The 16,817-nt window shown below is 69.7% G+C and carries 16 protein-coding genes; 11 read left to right on the forward strand and 5 right to left on the reverse strand.

Translation table 11 applies throughout. The features are described 5' to 3' along the window. The 3 genes from BG418_RS17320 to BG418_RS17330 form a co-directional block, all read left to right on the forward strand. A partial coding sequence (locus tag BG418_RS17320; RefSeq protein ID WP_188274808.1) for a potassium-transporting ATPase subunit C occupies positions 1 to 581 on the forward strand: 581 nt, incomplete at its 5' end. A gap of 131 nt (positions 582 to 712) precedes the next feature. Then, a complete protein-coding gene (locus BG418_RS17325) occupies positions 713 to 1,399 on the forward strand; it encodes a response regulator (RefSeq protein ID WP_188274809.1) in 687 nt (228 codons plus the stop codon). A gap of 70 nt (positions 1,400 to 1,469) precedes the next feature. Continuing rightward, on the forward strand, positions 1,470 to 4,013 hold the full coding sequence (locus tag BG418_RS17330; protein WP_188274810.1) for a sensor histidine kinase KdpD: 2,544 nt from the start codon (positions 1,470 to 1,472) through the stop codon (positions 4,011 to 4,013). Between the two features lie 173 nt (positions 4,014 to 4,186). Here BG418_RS17330 and BG418_RS17335 read toward each other — a convergent pair whose 3' ends face one another. Beyond that, positions 4,187 to 4,786 carry a short chain dehydrogenase gene (locus BG418_RS17335; protein ID WP_188274811.1) on the reverse strand — a complete coding sequence of 200 codons (600 nt, stop codon included), beginning with the start codon at positions 4,784 to 4,786 and terminating at the stop codon, positions 4,187 to 4,189. Positions 4,787 to 4,942: 156 nt separating this feature from the next. Between BG418_RS17335 and BG418_RS17340 the strand changes: the two genes are divergently transcribed. Beyond that, positions 4,943 to 5,806, forward strand: coding sequence for a LysR family transcriptional regulator (locus tag BG418_RS17340; RefSeq protein ID WP_188274812.1), 864 nt, complete (start codon positions 4,943 to 4,945; stop codon positions 5,804 to 5,806). A 97-nt stretch (positions 5,807 to 5,903) separates the two neighbouring features. Here BG418_RS17340 and BG418_RS17345 read toward each other — a convergent pair whose 3' ends face one another. Further along, a complete protein-coding gene (locus BG418_RS17345) occupies positions 5,904 to 6,344 on the reverse strand; it encodes a pyridoxamine 5'-phosphate oxidase family protein (protein ID WP_188274813.1) in 441 nt (146 codons plus the stop codon). 265 nt (positions 6,345 to 6,609) lie between these two features. On the opposite strand from BG418_RS17345, the gene BG418_RS17350 reads away from it, so the two are divergent. Continuing rightward, a complete protein-coding gene (locus BG418_RS17350) occupies positions 6,610 to 7,389 on the forward strand; it encodes an SDR family NAD(P)-dependent oxidoreductase (protein WP_188274814.1) in 780 nt (259 codons plus the stop codon). Positions 7,390 to 7,471: 82 nt separating this feature from the next. Here BG418_RS17350 and BG418_RS17355 read toward each other — a convergent pair whose 3' ends face one another. Together BG418_RS17355 and BG418_RS17360 are read right to left on the reverse strand one after the other, a co-directional pair. Continuing rightward, entirely contained in the window at positions 7,472 to 8,323 is an 852-nt protein-coding gene (locus tag BG418_RS17355; RefSeq protein WP_188274815.1) for a class I SAM-dependent methyltransferase, read from the reverse strand. Positions 8,324 to 8,845: 522 nt separating this feature from the next. Continuing rightward, positions 8,846 to 8,998, reverse strand: a complete 153-nt coding sequence (locus BG418_RS17360; protein WP_223184993.1) for a hypothetical protein — start codon at positions 8,996 to 8,998, stop codon at positions 8,846 to 8,848. Between the two features lie 83 nt (positions 8,999 to 9,081). Here BG418_RS17360 and BG418_RS17365 point away from each other — a divergent pair, with 83 nt between their 5' ends. From BG418_RS17365 to BG418_RS17380, 4 genes are all read left to right on the forward strand, one after another. Further along, entirely contained in the window at positions 9,082 to 9,273 is a 192-nt protein-coding gene (locus tag BG418_RS17365) for a hypothetical protein (RefSeq protein ID WP_223184994.1), read from the forward strand. 223 nt (positions 9,274 to 9,496) lie between these two features. Continuing rightward, the gene (locus tag BG418_RS17370; protein ID WP_188274816.1) at positions 9,497 to 10,564 is read left to right on the forward strand and encodes an alpha/beta fold hydrolase; all 1,068 of its coding nucleotides are present in this window, start codon (positions 9,497 to 9,499) and stop codon (positions 10,562 to 10,564) included. 80 nt (positions 10,565 to 10,644) lie between these two features. Continuing rightward, positions 10,645 to 10,839 (forward strand): hypothetical protein, encoded by a 195-nt coding sequence (locus BG418_RS17375; RefSeq protein ID WP_188274817.1) that lies wholly within the window; start codon positions 10,645 to 10,647, stop codon positions 10,837 to 10,839. Positions 10,840 to 10,928: 89 nt separating this feature from the next. After that, on the forward strand, positions 10,929 to 11,489 hold the full coding sequence (locus BG418_RS17380; protein WP_188274818.1) for an ABATE domain-containing protein: 561 nt from the start codon (positions 10,929 to 10,931) through the stop codon (positions 11,487 to 11,489). A 74-nt stretch (positions 11,490 to 11,563) separates the two neighbouring features. On the opposite strand, the gene BG418_RS17385 is transcribed toward BG418_RS17380, so the two are convergent. Then, positions 11,564 to 13,270: a ricin-type beta-trefoil lectin domain protein gene (locus tag BG418_RS17385; protein WP_188274819.1), complete on the reverse strand. Its 1,707-nt coding sequence runs from the start codon at positions 13,268 to 13,270 to the stop codon at positions 11,564 to 11,566. Positions 13,271 to 13,601: 331 nt separating this feature from the next. Here BG418_RS17385 and BG418_RS17390 point away from each other — a divergent pair, with 331 nt between their 5' ends. Further along, a complete protein-coding gene (locus BG418_RS17390; protein WP_188274820.1) occupies positions 13,602 to 15,926 on the forward strand; it encodes a beta-galactosidase in 2,325 nt (774 codons plus the stop codon). A 146-nt stretch (positions 15,927 to 16,072) separates the two neighbouring features. After that, on the forward strand, positions 16,073 to 16,675 hold the full coding sequence (locus BG418_RS17395; protein WP_188274821.1) for a nucleoside deaminase: 603 nt from the start codon (positions 16,073 to 16,075) through the stop codon (positions 16,673 to 16,675). The last annotated feature ends 142 nt before the right edge of the window (positions 16,676 to 16,817 follow it).

The raw sequence follows: 16,817 nt of genomic DNA on the forward strand, positions 1-16,817 counted from the left end.
AGGTCAAGTCCCAGGGCAAGGTGGTCGGTTCCGAGCTCATCGGGCAGACCTACAACCTCCCGAAGAAGAACCCCAACGACGCCGAAGAGGCCGCCCGCCCGGACCTGCACTGGTTCCAGCCGCGCCCCTCCAACGGCCTCGGCGCCAACACCCTCAACACCCAGTACCAGCTGATCGTCTCCGGCGCCACCAACAAGGCCGGTGACTCGGGTGCGGTGCCCGACAAGCACGGCCACCTGTACTGCCCGGAGAAGGCCGAGGACGGCACCCTCTGTGCCCAGGTCGTTGCCGCCAAGGAGGCCGTCGTCAAGGACAACTCCACGGCCGACTACAAGGTGAAGCCGGGCGACGTGCCCGCCGACGCGGTCACCTCCTCCGGCTCCGGCCTGGACCCGCAGATCTCCCCGGAGTACGCGAAGCTCCAGATCCACCGCGTCGCGGAGAAGAACGGCCTGGACGTCGCCAAGGTCGAGAAGCTGGTGGCCGACCACACCGACGGCCGCATCCTCGGCTTCATCGGCGAGCCCCGCGTGAACGTCCTGAAGCTCAACATCGCGCTCAAGGAACTGCTCCAGAAGTGACCGGGTTATCGCGAGGGGCGGGAGCCGCCGGGCCGGATGACCTCCGCCGCCGGCTCCCGCCCCCTCCGTACGACCCCACCCGCACTCCGGCTTCCGTACGACACGCAGCATGAAAGAAAGGCGGCACACCGATGACCCGGGTGCTGGTGGTGGAGGACGAACCACAGCTCGTACGGGCTCTTGAGATCAACCTCAGGGCGCGCAAGTACGACGTCGACGCCGCGTCCGACGGGCAGACCGCGCTCAAACTCGCCGCCGAGAGCCCGCCGGACGCGGTCCTGCTCGACCTGGGGCTGCCGGACATGGACGGGCTCGATGTGATGAGGGCGCTGCGCCGCTGGTCGCGGGTGCCCGTGCTGGTGGTCTCGGCGCGCAACACCTCCGATGAGAAGGTCGCGGCCCTCGACGCCGGAGCCGACGACTACATCACCAAACCGTTCAGCATGGACGAACTGCTCGCCCGGCTGCGGGCGGCGACCCGCCGTACCGGTCCCGAAGAGCAGCCCAGTGCGGAGCAGGGGATCGTGACCACCGAGGGGTTCACCCTCGACCTGCTCGCCAAGAAGGCCAGGCGCGACGGCAAGGACATCCGGCTCACCCCGACCGAGTGGCACCTGCTGGAACTGCTGATCCGAAACCGGGGCAGGCTGGTGAGCCAGCGGCAGCTGCTGCAGGAGGTGTGGGGTCCCGGCTACCGTACGCACAGCAACTACCTCCGGGTGTACATGGCCCAGTTGAGGCGCAAACTCGAAGCCGACCCTTCACACCCCCAGTACCTGATCACCGTCTCGGGAATGGGCTACCGCTTCGAGGTCTGAGCAAGACCCGCATAAGCTCCTCCACACCCGGCGGACCGACGGATTCACCAACACCCCAGAGAGCGAAACCATGGCACGCGGCAAGCTCCGCATTTATCTCGGCGCGGCGCCGGGTGTCGGCAAGACGTATTCGATGCTGTCCGAGGGACACCGGCGGGTGGAGCGCGGCACGGACTGCGTGGTCGCCTTCGTCGAGCACCACGGCCGGCCGCGCACCGAGGTGATGCTGCACGGCCTTGAGCAGGTGCAGCGCCGCGAACTCGAATACCGGGGCAGCGTCTTCACCGAGATGGATCTGGACGCGGTGCTGGAGCGACGGCCCGCCGTCGCCCTGGTGGACGAACTGCCGCACACCAACATCCCGGGCTCCCGCAACACCAAGCGGTGGCAGGACGTCGAGGAGCTCCTCGCGGCGGGGATCGACGTCGTGTCGACCGTCAACATCCAGCACCTGGAGTCCCTCGGGGACGTGGTGGAGTCGATAACGGGCATCCGCCAGCAGGAGACCGTGCCCGACGAGGTGGTCCGGCGCGCCGACCAGATCGAGCTGGTCGACATGTCGCCGCAGGCGCTGCGCCGCCGTATGGCACACGGCAACATCTACAAGCCGGAGAAGGTCGACGCGGCCCTCTCCAACTACTTCCGCCCCGGAAACCTCACGGCGCTGCGGGAGTTGGCCCTGCTGTGGGTCGCCGACCGGGTCGACGAGTACCTGACCGAGTACCGCAGTGAGCACCGGGTCAACACGATCTGGGGCTCGCGCGAGCGGATCGTCGTCGGCCTGACCGGCGGCCCCGAGGGGCGCACCTTGATCCGCCGGGCCGCCCGGCTCGCCGAGAAGGGCGCGGGCGGCGAGGTGCTGGCGGTGTACATCGCCCGCAGCGACGGCCTCACCGTCGCCTCGCCGAAGGAACTCGCCGTCCAGCGCACACTGGTGGAGGACCTGGGCGGCACCTTCCACCATGTCGTCGGCGACGACGTGCCGACGTCGTTGCTCGAATTCGCGCGCGGGGTCAACGCCACCCAGATCGTGCTCGGCACCAGCCGCCGCAGGAGCTGGCAGTACGTCTTCGGCCCCGGCGTCGGCGCGACGGTCGCCCGCGACTCGGGGCCCGACCTCGACGTCCACATCGTCACGCACGAGGAGGCCGCGCGGGGGCGGGGACTCCCGGTGGCGCGCGGGGCGCGGCTCGGCCGCACCCGCCTCCTGTGGGGATGGCTGACCGGCCTGCTCGCCCCGGTGCTGCTCACGCTCCTGCTGACCCACCTCGACGTGGACCTCGGCCTCGCCAACGAGATGCTGCTCTATCTGACGCTGACGGTCGCGGCGGCGCTGCTCGGCGGGCTGCTGCCGGCGCTCGCCTCGGCCGCGTTCGGATCGGTGCTGATCAACTGGTACTTCACCCCGCCGGTCCATGAACTCACCATCGCCGACCCGAAGAACATCGTCGCCATAGCGGTCTTCTTCCTGGTTGCGGTGTCGGTCGCCTCGGTGGTGGACCTGGCCGCCCGCCGCACCCACCAGGCGGCCCGCCTGCGCGCCGAGTCGGAGATCCTCTCCTTCCTCGCGGGCAGCGTGCTGCGCGGCGAGACCAGCCTGGACGCGCTGCTCGAACGCGTCCGCGAGACGTTCGCGATGGAGTCCGTGACCCTTCTGCAGCGTACGAGCGACGTCGAGCCGTGGACCGTCACCGCGAACGTGGGCCCGGGCACGGTGGCGCGGCCCGAGGACGCCGATGTGGACATGCCGGTCGGCGACCACATGGCACTCGCCCTGTCCGGCCGCGTACTGCCCGCCGAGGACCGGCGCGTGCTCGGCGCCTTCGCCGCGCAGGCCGCTGTCGTGATCGACCGCCGACAACTCCAGGAAGAGGCCGACCAGGCACGGCTGTACGCGGAGGGCGACCGCATCCGAACCGCCTTGCTGGCGGCGGTCAGTCACGACCTGCGGACCCCGCTGGCCTCCATCAAGGCATCCGTGACGTCCCTGCGCTCCGACGACGTCGAGTGGTCCGAGGCCGACGAGGCGGAACTGCTGGAAGGCATCGAGGCAGGCGCCGACCGCCTCGACCACCTGGTGGGCAACCTCCTCGACATGTCCCGCCTGCAGACCGGCACGGTCACCCCGATCATCCGCGAGATCGACCTGGACGAGGTCATCCCGATGGCGCTCGGCGGCGTCCCCGAGGACAGCGTCGTCCTGGACATCCCCGAGGAGCTGCCGATGGTCGCGGTCGACGCCGGTCTCCTTGAGCGGGCGGTCGCCAACGTCGTGGAGAACGCGGTGAAGTACAGCCCGCCTGGCGAGCGTGTGCTGATCTCCGCCAGCGCCATCGCCGACCGGGTCGAGGTCCGGGTCGCCGACCAGGGCCCGGGCGTGCCCGACGACGCGAAGGACCGCATCTTCGCCCCGTTCCAGCGGTACGGCGACGCACCGCGCGGCGCCGGTGTCGGCCTCGGCCTCGCTGTCGCCCGCGGCTTCACCGAGGCCATCGGAGGCACCCTGGCCGCCGAGGACACCCCCGGAGGCGGCATGACCATGGTCATCACACTCAAGCTGGCGCCCGACCACCCACCGGTCAGCCCCGACCTGTCGGCTACGACGATCACGTAGGGCACGATCGGGGCCTGTTCCAGCTCCTTTTCACGGCAGGACGCGTGTGCCGGGCGGCACCGGGCGACCGAGGGCCGCAGCGCACGACGGAGCCGGTTGTGCGAACCGGCGCCCCGACAGCGCCGTGCCTCGCGGGCCGCACGGTGCAGCGCCGCGAGGGTGCCGCGCGGCCTCTAGTGCACGCGGTATATCTGTCCCGTCTGCGCCCCTTCGATCGAGCGGATGTACGCGGTCGCGACGCGCGTCGCGGGTACGGGCTCCATGCCCGAGAAGAACGGTCCGTAGGCGGGCAGGGACTCCTCGACCACCGTCGGGCTCACCGCGTTGATCCGCTGCGGCGCGAGCTCGATCGCGGCGGCTCGTACGAAGGCCTCGACCGCGCCGTTCGCCGCCGACGCGGCGGCCCCGGCCACGATCGGCTCGTCCGTGAGGATCCCGCTGATCAGCGAGAACGAGCCGGTCGCGGCCACGTGCCGGGCGCCTTGACGCACCAGCTCCAGCTGGCCGAGCGTCTTGCCGCGCAACGTCGCCGCGAAGTCGTCGGCAGTGAGCTCGGCCAGCGGCTTGAACACGGCGTCGCCCGCCGCGACGGCCACGGCGTCGAGCGGACCGGCCTGTGCGTACAGCCGGGCCACGGCCTGCGGGTCGGTGACGTCGGCGACCAGGTCCCCGCCCGTGCGGCCCACGCCGATCACCTCGTGGCCGCGCTCCGCGAGCGCCTTGCGTACCGCGGAGCCCAGCGTGCCGGCCGCGCCGACCAGAAGAATCCTCACAACTCACCGTCCAATGCCTGGAAACGAACGCCCGGGATGTACCGGGCGATCCCGGGGGAGTGCCCGGGAGCCGGGCGACCACCCGGCGCCTCCGACGCTACGGGTCGTGCGTGGTGCCCGGAAATGCCATCTGGACAGGGACTATGCTTCACAGGCATGGATGTGGAACTGCGTCACCTCAAGGCACTGGCCGCCATTGCTGAGGCGGGTACGGTCACCGCCGCGGCCGCGCGGCTGCATATGACGCAGCCCGCCCTGTCCCGCACCCTCGCCCAACTGGAGGCGCGGGTGGGAGTCGGCCTGGTCGACCGTTCGTCCCGGCATCTGGATCTCACCCCGGCTGGTGAGACCCTCCTGGGGCACGGGCGCGCCATCCTCGCCCATCTCGACGCGGCACTCGCCGACACCCGAGCCGTCGAGCGGCCGCTGCGTCTCGGCTATACGTGCGCTGTCCTCGGGCAGCAGACCGTCCCGCTGCTGCGTACGTGGCGCCAGGCGCATCCGCACGCGCCACTCGAAGTGGTCCGCCAGGACAACAGCACCGCGGGTCTGGCCACTGGCGACACCGACGTGGCGGTGCTCCGGACCGTCCCCACCGACCCGCGCATCCGCACCGAGGCCCTCTACACCGAGGACCGGGTCGCCGCCCTGCCCGACGACCACCCGTTGGCGGGCCGTGACCGGGTGCAACTGGCGGAACTCACCTCCAGCCCGGCCCTTCCTCTGGCCCTGTGGCCCGACACCGGCACCGCCTCGGTGGACCTCTGGTCCCCGGCGCAGCGCCCGCACCGCACGATCGAGGTGCGCAACGTCGACGAGTGGCTGAACCTCATCGCCACCGGCGGCGCGTTCGGCGTGGGCGCCGCGGGCACGGCGGAGAGCCACGGCCACCCAGGGGTCCGCTTCATCCCGGTCGAGGACGCGCTCGTCACCACGGTCTACCTCGCCCGCCCGGCCCACCCGACACACCCGCGTACGGAGGAGTTCCTCGCGGCAGTACGGGAGGTGGTCAGCGCATAGCCGACGCCCGGACGGCCCTTCGTGAGCCAACTCCCGTGCCGGAAGGGCTCCTTCTCCTCCTCGGCGTTCCAGACAGGACCCGGTTCACCGTGGCCTGCTAGCCGTGGGGCAGCACTCTGAAGTCGAAGGTGTTCCACCGTTCCGGCCGCATGTGGATCGCGATGTCGTCGGCCGAGGCCTCCTCCGCCGCGTTGACGTAGTCGGTGGCGCGGTCCGGGCTCATGTATCGCGCGGCCATGTCGAAGCGCTCCTCCTTCGACGTCGGTCTCATCTCGGTCACCGGGCCCTCCACCGACACGTACCGGTAGTCGTCGACAACGGCCACCTGCGCGCACAACGCGAACCGGCCGGCCTCCTCGATGAGCCGGACCTTGCGCAGGCCGGAGGTCGTGATCACCTTGACGAGCCCGCCTGGCTGGTACTCGTACCAGATCGGGGTGGTCAGCGGAGCACGTTCCGCTTCGGCCGTGACGCTCAGGACTGCGACATGCGGTTCTGCCAGGAAGGTCTCTCGTTCCTCGTGGGTCATCGGACGCATAACCTCCAGACTAGCTCCCTGACGGGCTGTTAGGGGGGAGACGATCGGGTTGGCGGATCTTGGATTCGATGGCGAAGTGCCGTTTGGCTGGGCCTACTTGTCGCGCCGACGGATATCCCGGGCGATCGCGGCTTCTCGCGCTTGTGTACGGTGCGGTCAAGAGAACTTGGTCTTGGACGCGTACGTCCTCTAGCAGCACGGAACTTCGGACGTACCCGAGATCGGCCCCGGATTCGGCCGGGGCAACACGAGGGGAGAGGCGATCATGGGGGAACTGGACGGCAGGACCGCACTGGTGACGGGCGGCTCGCGCGGGATCGGGCGCGCGGTCGCCCTGCGGCTCGCCGCCGAGGGGGCACTGGTCGCGATCCACTACGGCGCCAGCGACGAGGCCGCCGCTGAGACCGTGGCGCAGATCGAAAAGGTCGGCGGCAGGGCGTTCGCGGTGCAGGCCACGTTCGGCGAGAGCGGCGCGGTGGACCGGCTGTTCGAGGGGCTTGCCGCCGGGCTGGCGGACCACGGCGAGGACGGCTTGGACGTCCTGGTCAACAACGCGGGCATCCACTCGGTCAGTTCGATCGGGCAGCTCACCGAGAAGGAGCTGGAGCGGCTGCTGGCGGTCAACGTGAGCACGCCGATCTTCGTGGTCCAGCGGGCGCTGCCGCTGCTGCGGGACGGCGGACGGATCGTGAACATGGGCTCGGCGGCCACTCGGATCGCCAACCCCCTCCAGATCGGCTACACCGTCAGCAAGGCGGCGCTGGCCGCCCTCAGCCCGTCGCTCGCCAATGAGCTCGGGCGGCGCGGGATCACCGTGAACACGGTCGAACCCGGGGTGGTACTGACCGACATGACCGCCGGGTGGACCGGCGTTCCCGAGGCGATGGCCGGACTTGAGTCGATCACCGCGCTCGGACGGATCGGCGAGCCGGGGGATGTCGCGGATGTGGTGGGCTTCCTGGCGGGTCCGCAGGGCCGCTGGGTGACCGGCCAGACCATCGACGTCTCCGGTGGCACCTACCTCGGCCCGATCACGGGCAGTTGATCCGCCGCGTACTGAGGAGTTGACGTGGGACGGGGGGAGCGGAACTTCGGATCTGCTGGTCGAGGCGATGCTCCCTGTCCCGCTACGCGTGCTCTTCGCGCCGTGCCGTCACCAGGTAGGCGGTGCCCAACCAGCGGCGGGCTCCTCTGCTCACGGTTTTTTCGGGATGGTCGCGCCACTTCCGGCTCCAGCGGCGGATCGGCCGGTCCAGCGGCGGGACCAGGGGCGTCACGTCGTAGTGGACGGCGTCCTCCGGTCTGAGTCCGGTATCGCGCATCATCCGGCGTAATCGGGCCAGTCGGATCGCTCGGATGCCGGACACGTCCGCGGCGTGCCGCGGCTCGCCGAAGAGTCCCTCGACGCGGCCGAGCACACGCACCAACGGCCAGTAGACGAACCATTCGACCAGGCGGTACGGGCTGAGCGGGTTGAGCATCGTCACCACGACCAGGCCGCCCGGCCGCACCACGCGTGCGATCTCGCGCAGCCCGCTGTCGGCGTCGGTGTACTCCAGGACGCCCATCGCGACGACGACATCGAAGTGCTTGTCGGGAAAGGGCATCTCCTCGACACGCGCCACGCGCAACTCGACGTCGTCGGAGCCCTTCGTCAGAGCGGTGGCCGCCTCGATCATCGCCGGGGATCGGTCACACCCGGTGACCTGGAACTCCCCGGGGTGGATGTCGAGAACGCGTCGCACCAGCATGCCGGGCCCGCACCCCACGTCCAGCAGTCGACCATGCGGGGCGGCACGAAGCGCCTCGTCGACCACATGCAGCCGGGAACAGAAATACCGTGCCGCCGGCCGCCAGCCCTCGTATGACGCGGCATAGCGGGTCGCGTCGTCAAGAGTCAGATACTGCGCGGCCACGGCGGCGTCGCGTGCCGCACCTCCGCTACCACGATTCGCCCGTGCCGTCTTTGAAGACGCCATCACGACTACTCCCAATCCAGGGCTGTAGCAAAGTCCGGTTGCGATGTTCCGTACCTGGTCAGGGCCGTGACGGAGGCAACTGCTCCAGTGAGGACAGTGGCGCGGAGTCACGGGCCGTGGCAGGCCCCCACGCTAGGGAGATGGCTGTTAAACGCATGAGGGGAAAATGAGCCTGTTCTGGTGGGGGCCTCGTCCAGGATGGGTGAGGAGCCCGTGGCGCAGGAGGCGTGTGAGGCGGGCGCGGGCTCACGTTGACGGTGGCCTCGTCGGTGGGTGAGCCGAGGAGTCGGTGCCGTCCGCAGGCGCGGAGTGGCTGCGTGGGGTGGTCGTTGAAGGTTTGCAGAAAGTGTTGGTAGGTGTGGGGGGCGCGGTCGGCTCGGGTGCGGGATCCGGCCCGACGAGGCTGTCAACTACCCTGCGGGTGGTGGCCAGTTCGAACCGAGCCTCGCCTTCCGCGAGGGCCACCGTGACGGGCGCCCCACTGGCCGTCGCCCGCGCCGGCAACATCACGACGCACACCGCTCAGTGATCGGCAGAGGGTGACTCCGCCGAGGCGTGCAGCAACAGGTCGCGCAGTGCCGTGGCGGTGTCCGACGGCTCGGTGGGGGTGAGGACGACCTGGTCGGCGGTGGTCGACGGGCCGGTTACGTCGCCGGTCGCCCAGCACGATACCAAGCCCGATCGTCTGCGTTCGTAGGGCGGCCTGGAGCGGTGGCACCCGCGACGACGTGAACCGGCTGGGCTCGTGGCTGGGTGTGATGAGCCAGAGCCACGCCGACCTGGGAGCGGAGCAGGCCGGATCGCGCGGCGACCTGGTCACCGCGGAGCGGTACGGCGAGCGGATCGCCCGGCTGACCCAGCGTTGGGTCAACGCCGTGCCGTACGACACTTCCCGGATGACCGAACACGAGACCCGCGCCCTGTCGGCCTCCCTCTCGTCTTCAAGCTGAGAGGGAGGATCACTCTCTCAACCAGTGACGGTCCTAGATCGCCTACGCATTGGCCGTTGCGGAGATGATGGCAGATACGCCTATGCCCAGCGCTAGGGAAAGAACCTGCGGCTTGGCGCCAATCATGGCCACCCTTGCGTCACTGGTTTGACCGGTGATGAATCCTGTGCGACAGTCAGTCATCGCGCATCACCGGTACACGTGAACGACCGAGGGGCTTCACATGATCAACAGGCGTGGGTTCAGCAAGGCCATGGGGCTGGGTACGGGTGCGGCTGCCGTTTCGCTGACCGGTCTGCACGGGCCGCAGAGCGCGTCCGCCGCCCCGCGGCGCGCGTCCGCGACATCGGCCGGTGCGGTGGCCGCCCCCGGCTCCGGCGCACACACCGCCTTTGCTCGGCTGAAGCAGATCAGGGGTGGTCTGCTGAACGTGGGCTACGCCGAACTGGGCCCCGCCCACGGCCCCGTCGTCATCTGTCTGCACGGCTGGCCGTACGACATCCACAGCTACGTCGACGTCGCGCCGATGCTGGCCGAGGCGGGCTACCGAGTGATCGTCCCGTATCTGCGCGGCCACGGCACGACGCGCTTCCTCTCCGACCGGACGTTCCGCAACGGCCAGCAGTCCGCCATCGCGCTCGACATCATCGCCCTGATGGACGCCCTGAAGATCGAGAAGGCTGTTCTGGCCGGCTTCGACTGGGGCTCGCGCACCGCCGACATCATCGCCGCGCTCTGGCCCGACCGCTGCAGAGCCCTCGTATCGGTGAGCGGATACCTCATCACCAACCTTGAGACCAACCTGAAGCCGCTGTCCCCGACGGCCGAACACACCTGGTGGTACCAGTACTACTTCGCCACCGAGCGAGGTCGGCTCGCCATGCAGGACAAGACCCTGCGCCACGATCTGACCAGGCTTGTATGGGAGACCGTCTCCCCGACCTGGGACTTCGACGACGCCACCTTCGAGCGCACTGCCGCGGCCTTCGACAACCCCGACTACGCGGCCGTCGTCATCCACAACTACCGGTGGCGGCTGAGCCTCGCCGACGGGGAACGCCGCTACGACGCACTGGAGAAGCGGCTCGCCACGCGGCCGGTCATCGAGGTTCCCACCATCACCCTCGACCCCGAGAAGGATCCCTTCACCGCTCCGGGCAACGGCACCACCTACCGGGACAGGTTCACCGGCCCGTACGAGCACCGGACCCTGACGGGGATCGGCCACAACCTGCCCCAGGAGGCACCCGCCGCCTTCGCCCAGGCCGTCATCGACGTGGACCGCATCTGACGCGTCTCATCACCTGCCAGTCGGGTGATGTACGCGAGCTTGTTCCGCCAGTGCCACCAGCGACCGAACGGAGTCCAGCCATGGAGAGCACGCACACCACGGACAGCACCGCGGCGGCACGTCGAGCACGGTTCGGCAGCCTGCCCGAGCGTATCCGGCAGGAGGACATGGTCGAGGAGAAGGCGGCTACGCCGAGCGATCCGACGCGGTACGCCTTCGACCCCGAGGGCTCATGGAGGTCCTTCTCCTGTCTCGCTGTCGACCTGGGTCTATGAGCGGTGCCGTTCCAGAGCCTGACGGGATTCACTGCTTCAGCAGGTGACGGAAACTTGCTACGGATTTCGTCACCTGCCAGAATGGTGATGTGAACCTCGATCATGTCTTCGTCTGTGGAAACCCGGCACTCGACTTCGTCGCCACGCTCCGAGCGCGCCGTTCGCTGCGCTTCGAGATGTTCGCGACGCCGGACAGGCTGAACGCGTGGTACGTGGAGTCCGGCCTCGTCGACGCGGTCTCCCCGAGCCGGGAGGCCGACGTCGAGGAGGCGACGACCGTACGGGAAGCCATGTACCAGCTGGTCACCGCCCGTCGGCTCGCGGAAGACTACGACGGGGCGGCGCTGACCGTACTCAACAACGCGGCACGCAAGCCGTCGGCGGTGCCGCAGCTCACCCCATCAGGGCGATGGACGCAGGCAACGCCGGAAGAGGCCCTCTCCATGGTGGCCCGCCATGCCGTCGAGCTCCTGAGCGGACCGGACGTGCCCCTGCTCAAGGAGTGCGGCAACCCGGAGTGCACCCGCACCTACATCGACCGTTCACGGGGCATGCGTCGGCAGTGGTGCGGCATGGAGTCCTGCGGCAACAAGATCAAGGCGGCCGCGTACCGCGCCCGCAAAAGGACCGACCCCGCACCGGCCCACTGACCTGACTGCACCCCGCCCGCCGCATCTGCCCCTGAGGCGGAGCCGCCACGCCGGTCTCGGCACGACCCGGTGGATCAGCTGGGCAAGGACCACACCTGGTTGGACTGGAGGTGGCCGCAGGTCCAGGTGTCGAGCTTGGTGAGGTCGGCCGTGCCGCCGCCGTAGACGTCCAGGCACAGGGCTGACGCGCTGTTGACCAGGGTGCCGTCGGGCTTCGCGGTCCAGTGCTGGGCGGGTGAGCCCGTACAGGTGGAGAGGGTGACGGGGCTTCCGGCGGTCGTGCCGGACGCCGTCAGGCATTTGCCCAGTGACCGCACGCCGGCGTCGCTGCCCATGGTCCAGCGCTGGTTGGGGTTGCCGGTGCAGGTGTAGAGGATCGTCTGGGTGCCGTCGGCGGTGCCGCTGCCGGTGACGTCCACGCACTTGGCGCCGTTGCCCGTGATCTGGCCGGCGGGAATGGCGGGGGCGCACCCGGCGCCGGGTGTGAGCCGCCAGATTGCCGTGCCGTGCGCGGGAACGGTCGCCGTGAGACCGCTGGTGACGGTCGAACTGGCCCCGGTCCAGAGGTCCTTGGCGGTCACCGTGCAGCCGGGCAGGCCGACACCGGCCAGCGAGGTGGTCAGAGTACGGGCTGTGGAGGCGCGGTTGAGGACCGCGACCGCCCGGTCCGAGCCGGCCAGCGGTCGGACGAGGACATCGGTGGTGCCGTTGGTGGACGCCACGCTCGCCTGTCGGCCGAGGCTGTCCTGGTCGAGGGCGATCAGGTCGGTGTTGCCGAGCGCGGACCGCGCCGCAGGGGTGAGCCGGGAGACGTCGGAGGAGAGGATGAGGGGTGCGGCCATCATCGACCACAGGGCCATCTGGCTGCGGGACTCGTCGTCGGTGAGCCCGCCCGCGCCCGCGATGAGGAAGTCCGGGTCGTTCCAGTTGCCGGGCTTGGCGTAGCGGCCGATCCAGCGGTTGTAGCCGTAGTTGGACAGGACACTGGACCAGCGGCTCGCGGTGGGATGGGCGGGGTCGTAGGTGGCGATGTCCCAGCCCTCGCGCCAGAGTTGGCCGTCCGAGCCGACCCAGGACAGTACGTCGAACCAGGTGGGACTGCCCCACTCGCCGCTCTGGAAGTACGCGGGCGCCGACTCGGAGAAGACGATGCCGCGGCCGGTCGCGCGCAGGGCCGCGGCCTGGGCGTCGTACGCCTGCCGGTAGGCCTGCTCCTGGGTTTGCCCGGGCGCCGTGTAGAGGTTGCAGCCGTCCAGCTTGAGGTAGTCCACGCCCCATGCGGCGAACGAGGTGGCGTCCTGGGTGAAGTGGTCGGCGCCGCCGCCCTGGGGTCGCCCGCTGCCGGGGTAGCCGCCGCAGGTCGCGGACCCGGCGTCCTCGTAGATCCCGAAGCGCAGTCCGCGGTCGTGGAGGTACGAGCCGAGCCAGGCCATGCCGTGCGGGAACTTCACGGGGTCGGCGACGAGGTTCCCTTGCGTGTCACGGGACTTGGTCATCCAGCAGTCGTCCACGGTCACCGTGGTGTATCCCTTGGCGGCCAGGCCGGTGGAGACGAGGGCGTCGGCGTTGGCGGTGATGGTCTGCTCGGTGACCCCGCACTGGTAGTGGGCCCAGTCGTTCCAGCCCATGGGCGGGGTCGGGGCGAGCTGCGCCACGGCAGGCGCGGCGGGGGAGGGGGAGGCTTGCGCGGCGGTGGCGGTGGTGAGCGGCAGACAGAGCAGCGCGGCCGTGAGCGCGGTGAGTGCGGTGCGCCGGCGCGGTGTACGTGGGGAGTGGGGCACGGTGATCTCCTCTGAGGTGAGAAGGGGAACGTGCGGGGTGGCGCTCGGATGGGGCGGACGAGAGCAGTTGGTGATTGGTGCTGCACTGTAGCGCCACGTTTCGAGCAGCTTCAATCACCGTACGGTAAAAGGGAGTTGAGGAATCAGGCCCCGGCCGGGAAGGTGATCGCCGGAGGTTCATTGGTGTGTTGTGTTGGATTACGTGGACTCTTGACGCTTACTGGCGTCATCAATACCTTGCGCAGCAGCGACGCGTGACGTTCTGTTCGCCTCATGTGTCGCCGAGCGCCGCATGACCGCACACTCCGTCTGCCGTCATCAGGGAGTACGCATGCATCGACGCACACTGCTGGCGGCCGCCGTGCTGAGCCCGGTGGCCGCGCTGGCCGCCTCCGGCGGGCGTACGTTCGCCTCCGGTCAAACCTTCGGCTTCAGCCCGGACGGCGCGGACTTCGTCCTCGACGGCACGACCTTCCAGATCCGCAGCGGCGAGCTGCACCCTGCCCGCATCCCGGTGCAGTACTGGCATCACCGTATCCGGATGGCCAAGGCACTGGGCCTGAACACCATCGCGCTGTATCTGATGTGGAACTACCTGGAAGAACGTCCGGGTGTCTTCGACCTGACCACCGACCGGCGCGACTTCGCCGCGTTCATCCGGCTCTGTCAGCAGGAGGGCATGTACGTACTGCTGCGCCCGGGCCCGTACGTATGCGCCGAGTGGGACCTCGGCGGACTGCCGCCCTATCTGCTGCGCAAACCCTCCGCCCGACTGAGGGTCAACTCCACCGAGGACCCGGACTACATGGCGGCCGTGGCGCGGTACATCACCACCATCGCGCCCGTCCTGCGACCCCTGATGGCCGCGAACGGCGGACCGGTCCTCATGGTGCAGATCGAGAACGAGTACGGGTCGTACGGAAGCGACGGCGGCTATCTGGAGGCGCTGCGGCAACTGTGGCTCAAGGCGGGCATCGAGGGGCCGTTCTACACCCAGGACGGGCTCGGCCAGGTCGTGGCCAACCACACGAACGTCACCGGCGGAGCCATCGGGCTCAGCGGTGGCACATCCGCGGACATCAGACGTTGCCGCACCTCGTTCCCGCGCGTCCCGGCCATGTCGGGCGAGCTGTACCCCGGTTGGCTCACGCACTGGGGCGAGGGCGCCTTCGCCGGTCTGGGCACCGACCTCACCCCCGCGCTGCGGGACCTGATGGACGCCCGGCAGTCGTTCAACCTCTACGTGGTGCACGGCGGCACCAACTTCGGCTACTGGGCCGGTGCCAACGCCAACGACGACGGCACTGGCTACACCGCCCATGTCACCTCGTACGACTACGGCGCGCCCATCACCGAGCAGGGACGGCCCGCCCCGCGCTACCTCGCCTACCGCGCGCTCATCGGCAGCTACCCGGGCGTGACACTGCCGCCGGTCCCGGCGCCGGTCCCCACCATCACCCGCACCGGAGACGACGCCCCGGCGCCGGTCCCGTACGCCTCGCTCTGGGACAACCTGCCCGCCGCGCTCCCGCCAGCGCAGACCGTCACACCGCAGCCGATGGAGAACTACGGGCAGAACTCGGGGTTCCTGCTCTACCGCAAGGTCCTCGCCGGATACGCGGGGGCGACACTCGACGTCTCCTCGGTCCACGACTACGCCACCGTCTTCCTCGACGGTGCCTACCAGGGCGGCCTGTCCCGCCCGGCGGTGCCCTCGGCCTACGCGGCATCGCTCAAGGTCACCACGGGATCGCGGCTGGCGCTGGGTGCGGCGGGCAGCCGACCCACGCTGGACATCCTGGTCGAGGGCATGGGCCGGATCAACTACGGCCACGGGCTTGTCGACCGCAAGGGCATCACCGGGCAGGTGTCGCTCACCGACGCGGGCCCGCTCGACGGGGTGCTCACCGATTGGCAGACGTACGCCCTGCCCGTCGACGAGGCGTTCGTCGCCGCGCTGCGCCCGGTGATCAGCGACCCCGGGCGGGCCGGGATCTTCTTCCGGGCGACCGTGCCCCTCACCGACATCGGCGACACCTATCTGGACATGTCCGGCTGGACCAAGGGCGTGGTCTGGGTCAACGGACACAACCTCGGCAGGTACTGGTCGATCGGCCCCCAGCAACGGCTCTACTGCCCCGCCCCCTGGCTCACCGTCGGCCGCAACGAGATCCTCGTACTCGACCTGCACCAACTGCGGCCGCAGCCGATCCCGTTCGAAGCGACACTCACCGAGGCACCGTGCGTCCTGGTCAACCGCCGCAGCGGCAAGGTGCTCGACGTGCCGGACCGGTCCACCACGGCGGGCACGCAGTTGATCCAATGGACCCGCAACGGCGGCACCAACCAACAGTGGCGCCCGGCCCCGGTCACCGACGGCATCTGCACGCTGACCAATGTGAACTCCGGCCAGCTCCTCGACGTACAGGGCAACGTCGCCACCGACGGCACACCGGTCATCCAGTGGCCCGCCAACGGCGGCACCAACCAGCAGTGGCGCCGGGTGCCGACGGACGGCGGCTATCTGAAGCTCGTCAGCGCGAGCACCGGCAAGGTGCTCGGAGTGAGCGGCGCTTCCACCGCCGACGGGGCGAAGCTCGTCGAGCAGACGGACACGGGGGATCCCAGCCAGCAGTGGCTGCTGTCGACGGTGTGAACGCGGGTCGCACGGCAGAGCAGGCAATCGGAGGCAGCCCGGCGCGGGTCGCTTGAGGCAGACGCACGGCCTCCTGGCGAGCGTGCTCTTCAGCCATTCCCGCAAGAAGCCCGATCACCCGTCGATGGGACCGCTATACAGGCGGAATGATCCCCTCGAACTCTTCCCGCCGTCGCTTCCTGCGCACGGCGGCCGCAGCAGCCCCGCTCTCCGTGCTCGGCGCGCTCGCTCCCTCCGCGAGCGCCAGTCCGCGGCACTGGAGCGGGGACTGGCCCGCGGATCTCACGGAGGCGGTGGAACGCGCGATGCCTGTCGCCGTGGACTGGGCCCGCCAGGCCCGCTGGCCCTACGGGGCCGTCCTGGTCGACGCCGACAGCGGGGCCATCGTGGCCGGGGCCCGCAACACCACGGACATCTCCCACGACCCCACGGCACACGCCGAGGTCAACCTGCTGCGCAAGGCCGCCGAGGCGGGCCTGGCCCTCCCCTCACACGTGGTGGTCACCACCGCCGAGCCGTGTGCGATGTGTGCGGGCGCGCTCCTGTGGGGCAAGGTGCGGGGCGTCGCCTACGGCACCTCGGTCGCCAAGCTCATCTCCTACGGGATCCCGCAGATCGATCTGTCCTTCACCGCCATCGCCGAGCGCTCGCGACTGACGGGGCAGCCCGCGGTGGCGTGCGACGTACGGCCGGACCTCACCGACCCCCTCTACAGTCGGCTCATGGGGCCGACGGGTGATGCAGCGTGAAGCCTGTCGAGGCCGTCGCTCCGTACACCCGGCGTGCGCTCACCTCATACGACGGGGTTCGATGGCACGGAAGTCGGAACGACTGGGTTCGCTGCACTGCGCGGCCTTCGCACCGGGCGCGGGCGAGGCGCTGGTCGGCGGC

The organism is Streptomyces sp. CBMA152, assembly GCF_014596475.1.
GTDB lineage: Bacteria > Actinomycetota > Actinomycetes > Streptomycetales > Streptomycetaceae > Streptomyces.

What these genes read in the sequence shown, in the direction of transcription:
- BG418_RS17325 (WP_188274809.1), top strand. Translation starts at nt 713, where the DNA reads ATGACCCGGGTGCTGGTGGTGGAGGACGAACCACAGCTCGTACGGGCT.
- BG418_RS17340 (WP_188274812.1), top strand. Translation starts at nt 4,943, where the DNA reads ATGGATGTGGAACTGCGTCACCTCAAGGCACTGGCCGCCATTGCTGAG.
- BG418_RS17365 (WP_223184994.1), top strand. Translation starts at nt 9,082, where the DNA reads ATGAGCCAGAGCCACGCCGACCTGGGAGCGGAGCAGGCCGGATCGCGC.
- BG418_RS17395 (WP_188274821.1), top strand. Translation starts at nt 16,073, where the DNA reads ATGATCCCCTCGAACTCTTCCCGCCGTCGCTTCCTGCGCACGGCGGCC.
- BG418_RS17390 (WP_188274820.1), top strand. Translation starts at nt 13,602, where the DNA reads ATGCATCGACGCACACTGCTGGCGGCCGCCGTGCTGAGCCCGGTGGCC.
- BG418_RS17375 (WP_188274817.1), top strand. Translation starts at nt 10,645, where the DNA reads ATGGAGAGCACGCACACCACGGACAGCACCGCGGCGGCACGTCGAGCA.
- BG418_RS17330 (WP_188274810.1), top strand. Translation starts at nt 1,470, where the DNA reads ATGGCACGCGGCAAGCTCCGCATTTATCTCGGCGCGGCGCCGGGTGTC.
- BG418_RS17370 (WP_188274816.1), top strand. Translation starts at nt 9,497, where the DNA reads ATGATCAACAGGCGTGGGTTCAGCAAGGCCATGGGGCTGGGTACGGGT.
- BG418_RS17350 (WP_188274814.1), top strand. Translation starts at nt 6,610, where the DNA reads ATGGGGGAACTGGACGGCAGGACCGCACTGGTGACGGGCGGCTCGCGC.
- BG418_RS17355 (WP_188274815.1), bottom strand. Translation starts at nt 8,323, where the DNA reads ATGGCGTCTTCAAAGACGGCACGGGCGAATCGTGGTAGCGGAGGTGCG.
- BG418_RS17345 (WP_188274813.1), bottom strand. Translation starts at nt 6,344, where the DNA reads ATGCGTCCGATGACCCACGAGGAACGAGAGACCTTCCTGGCAGAACCG.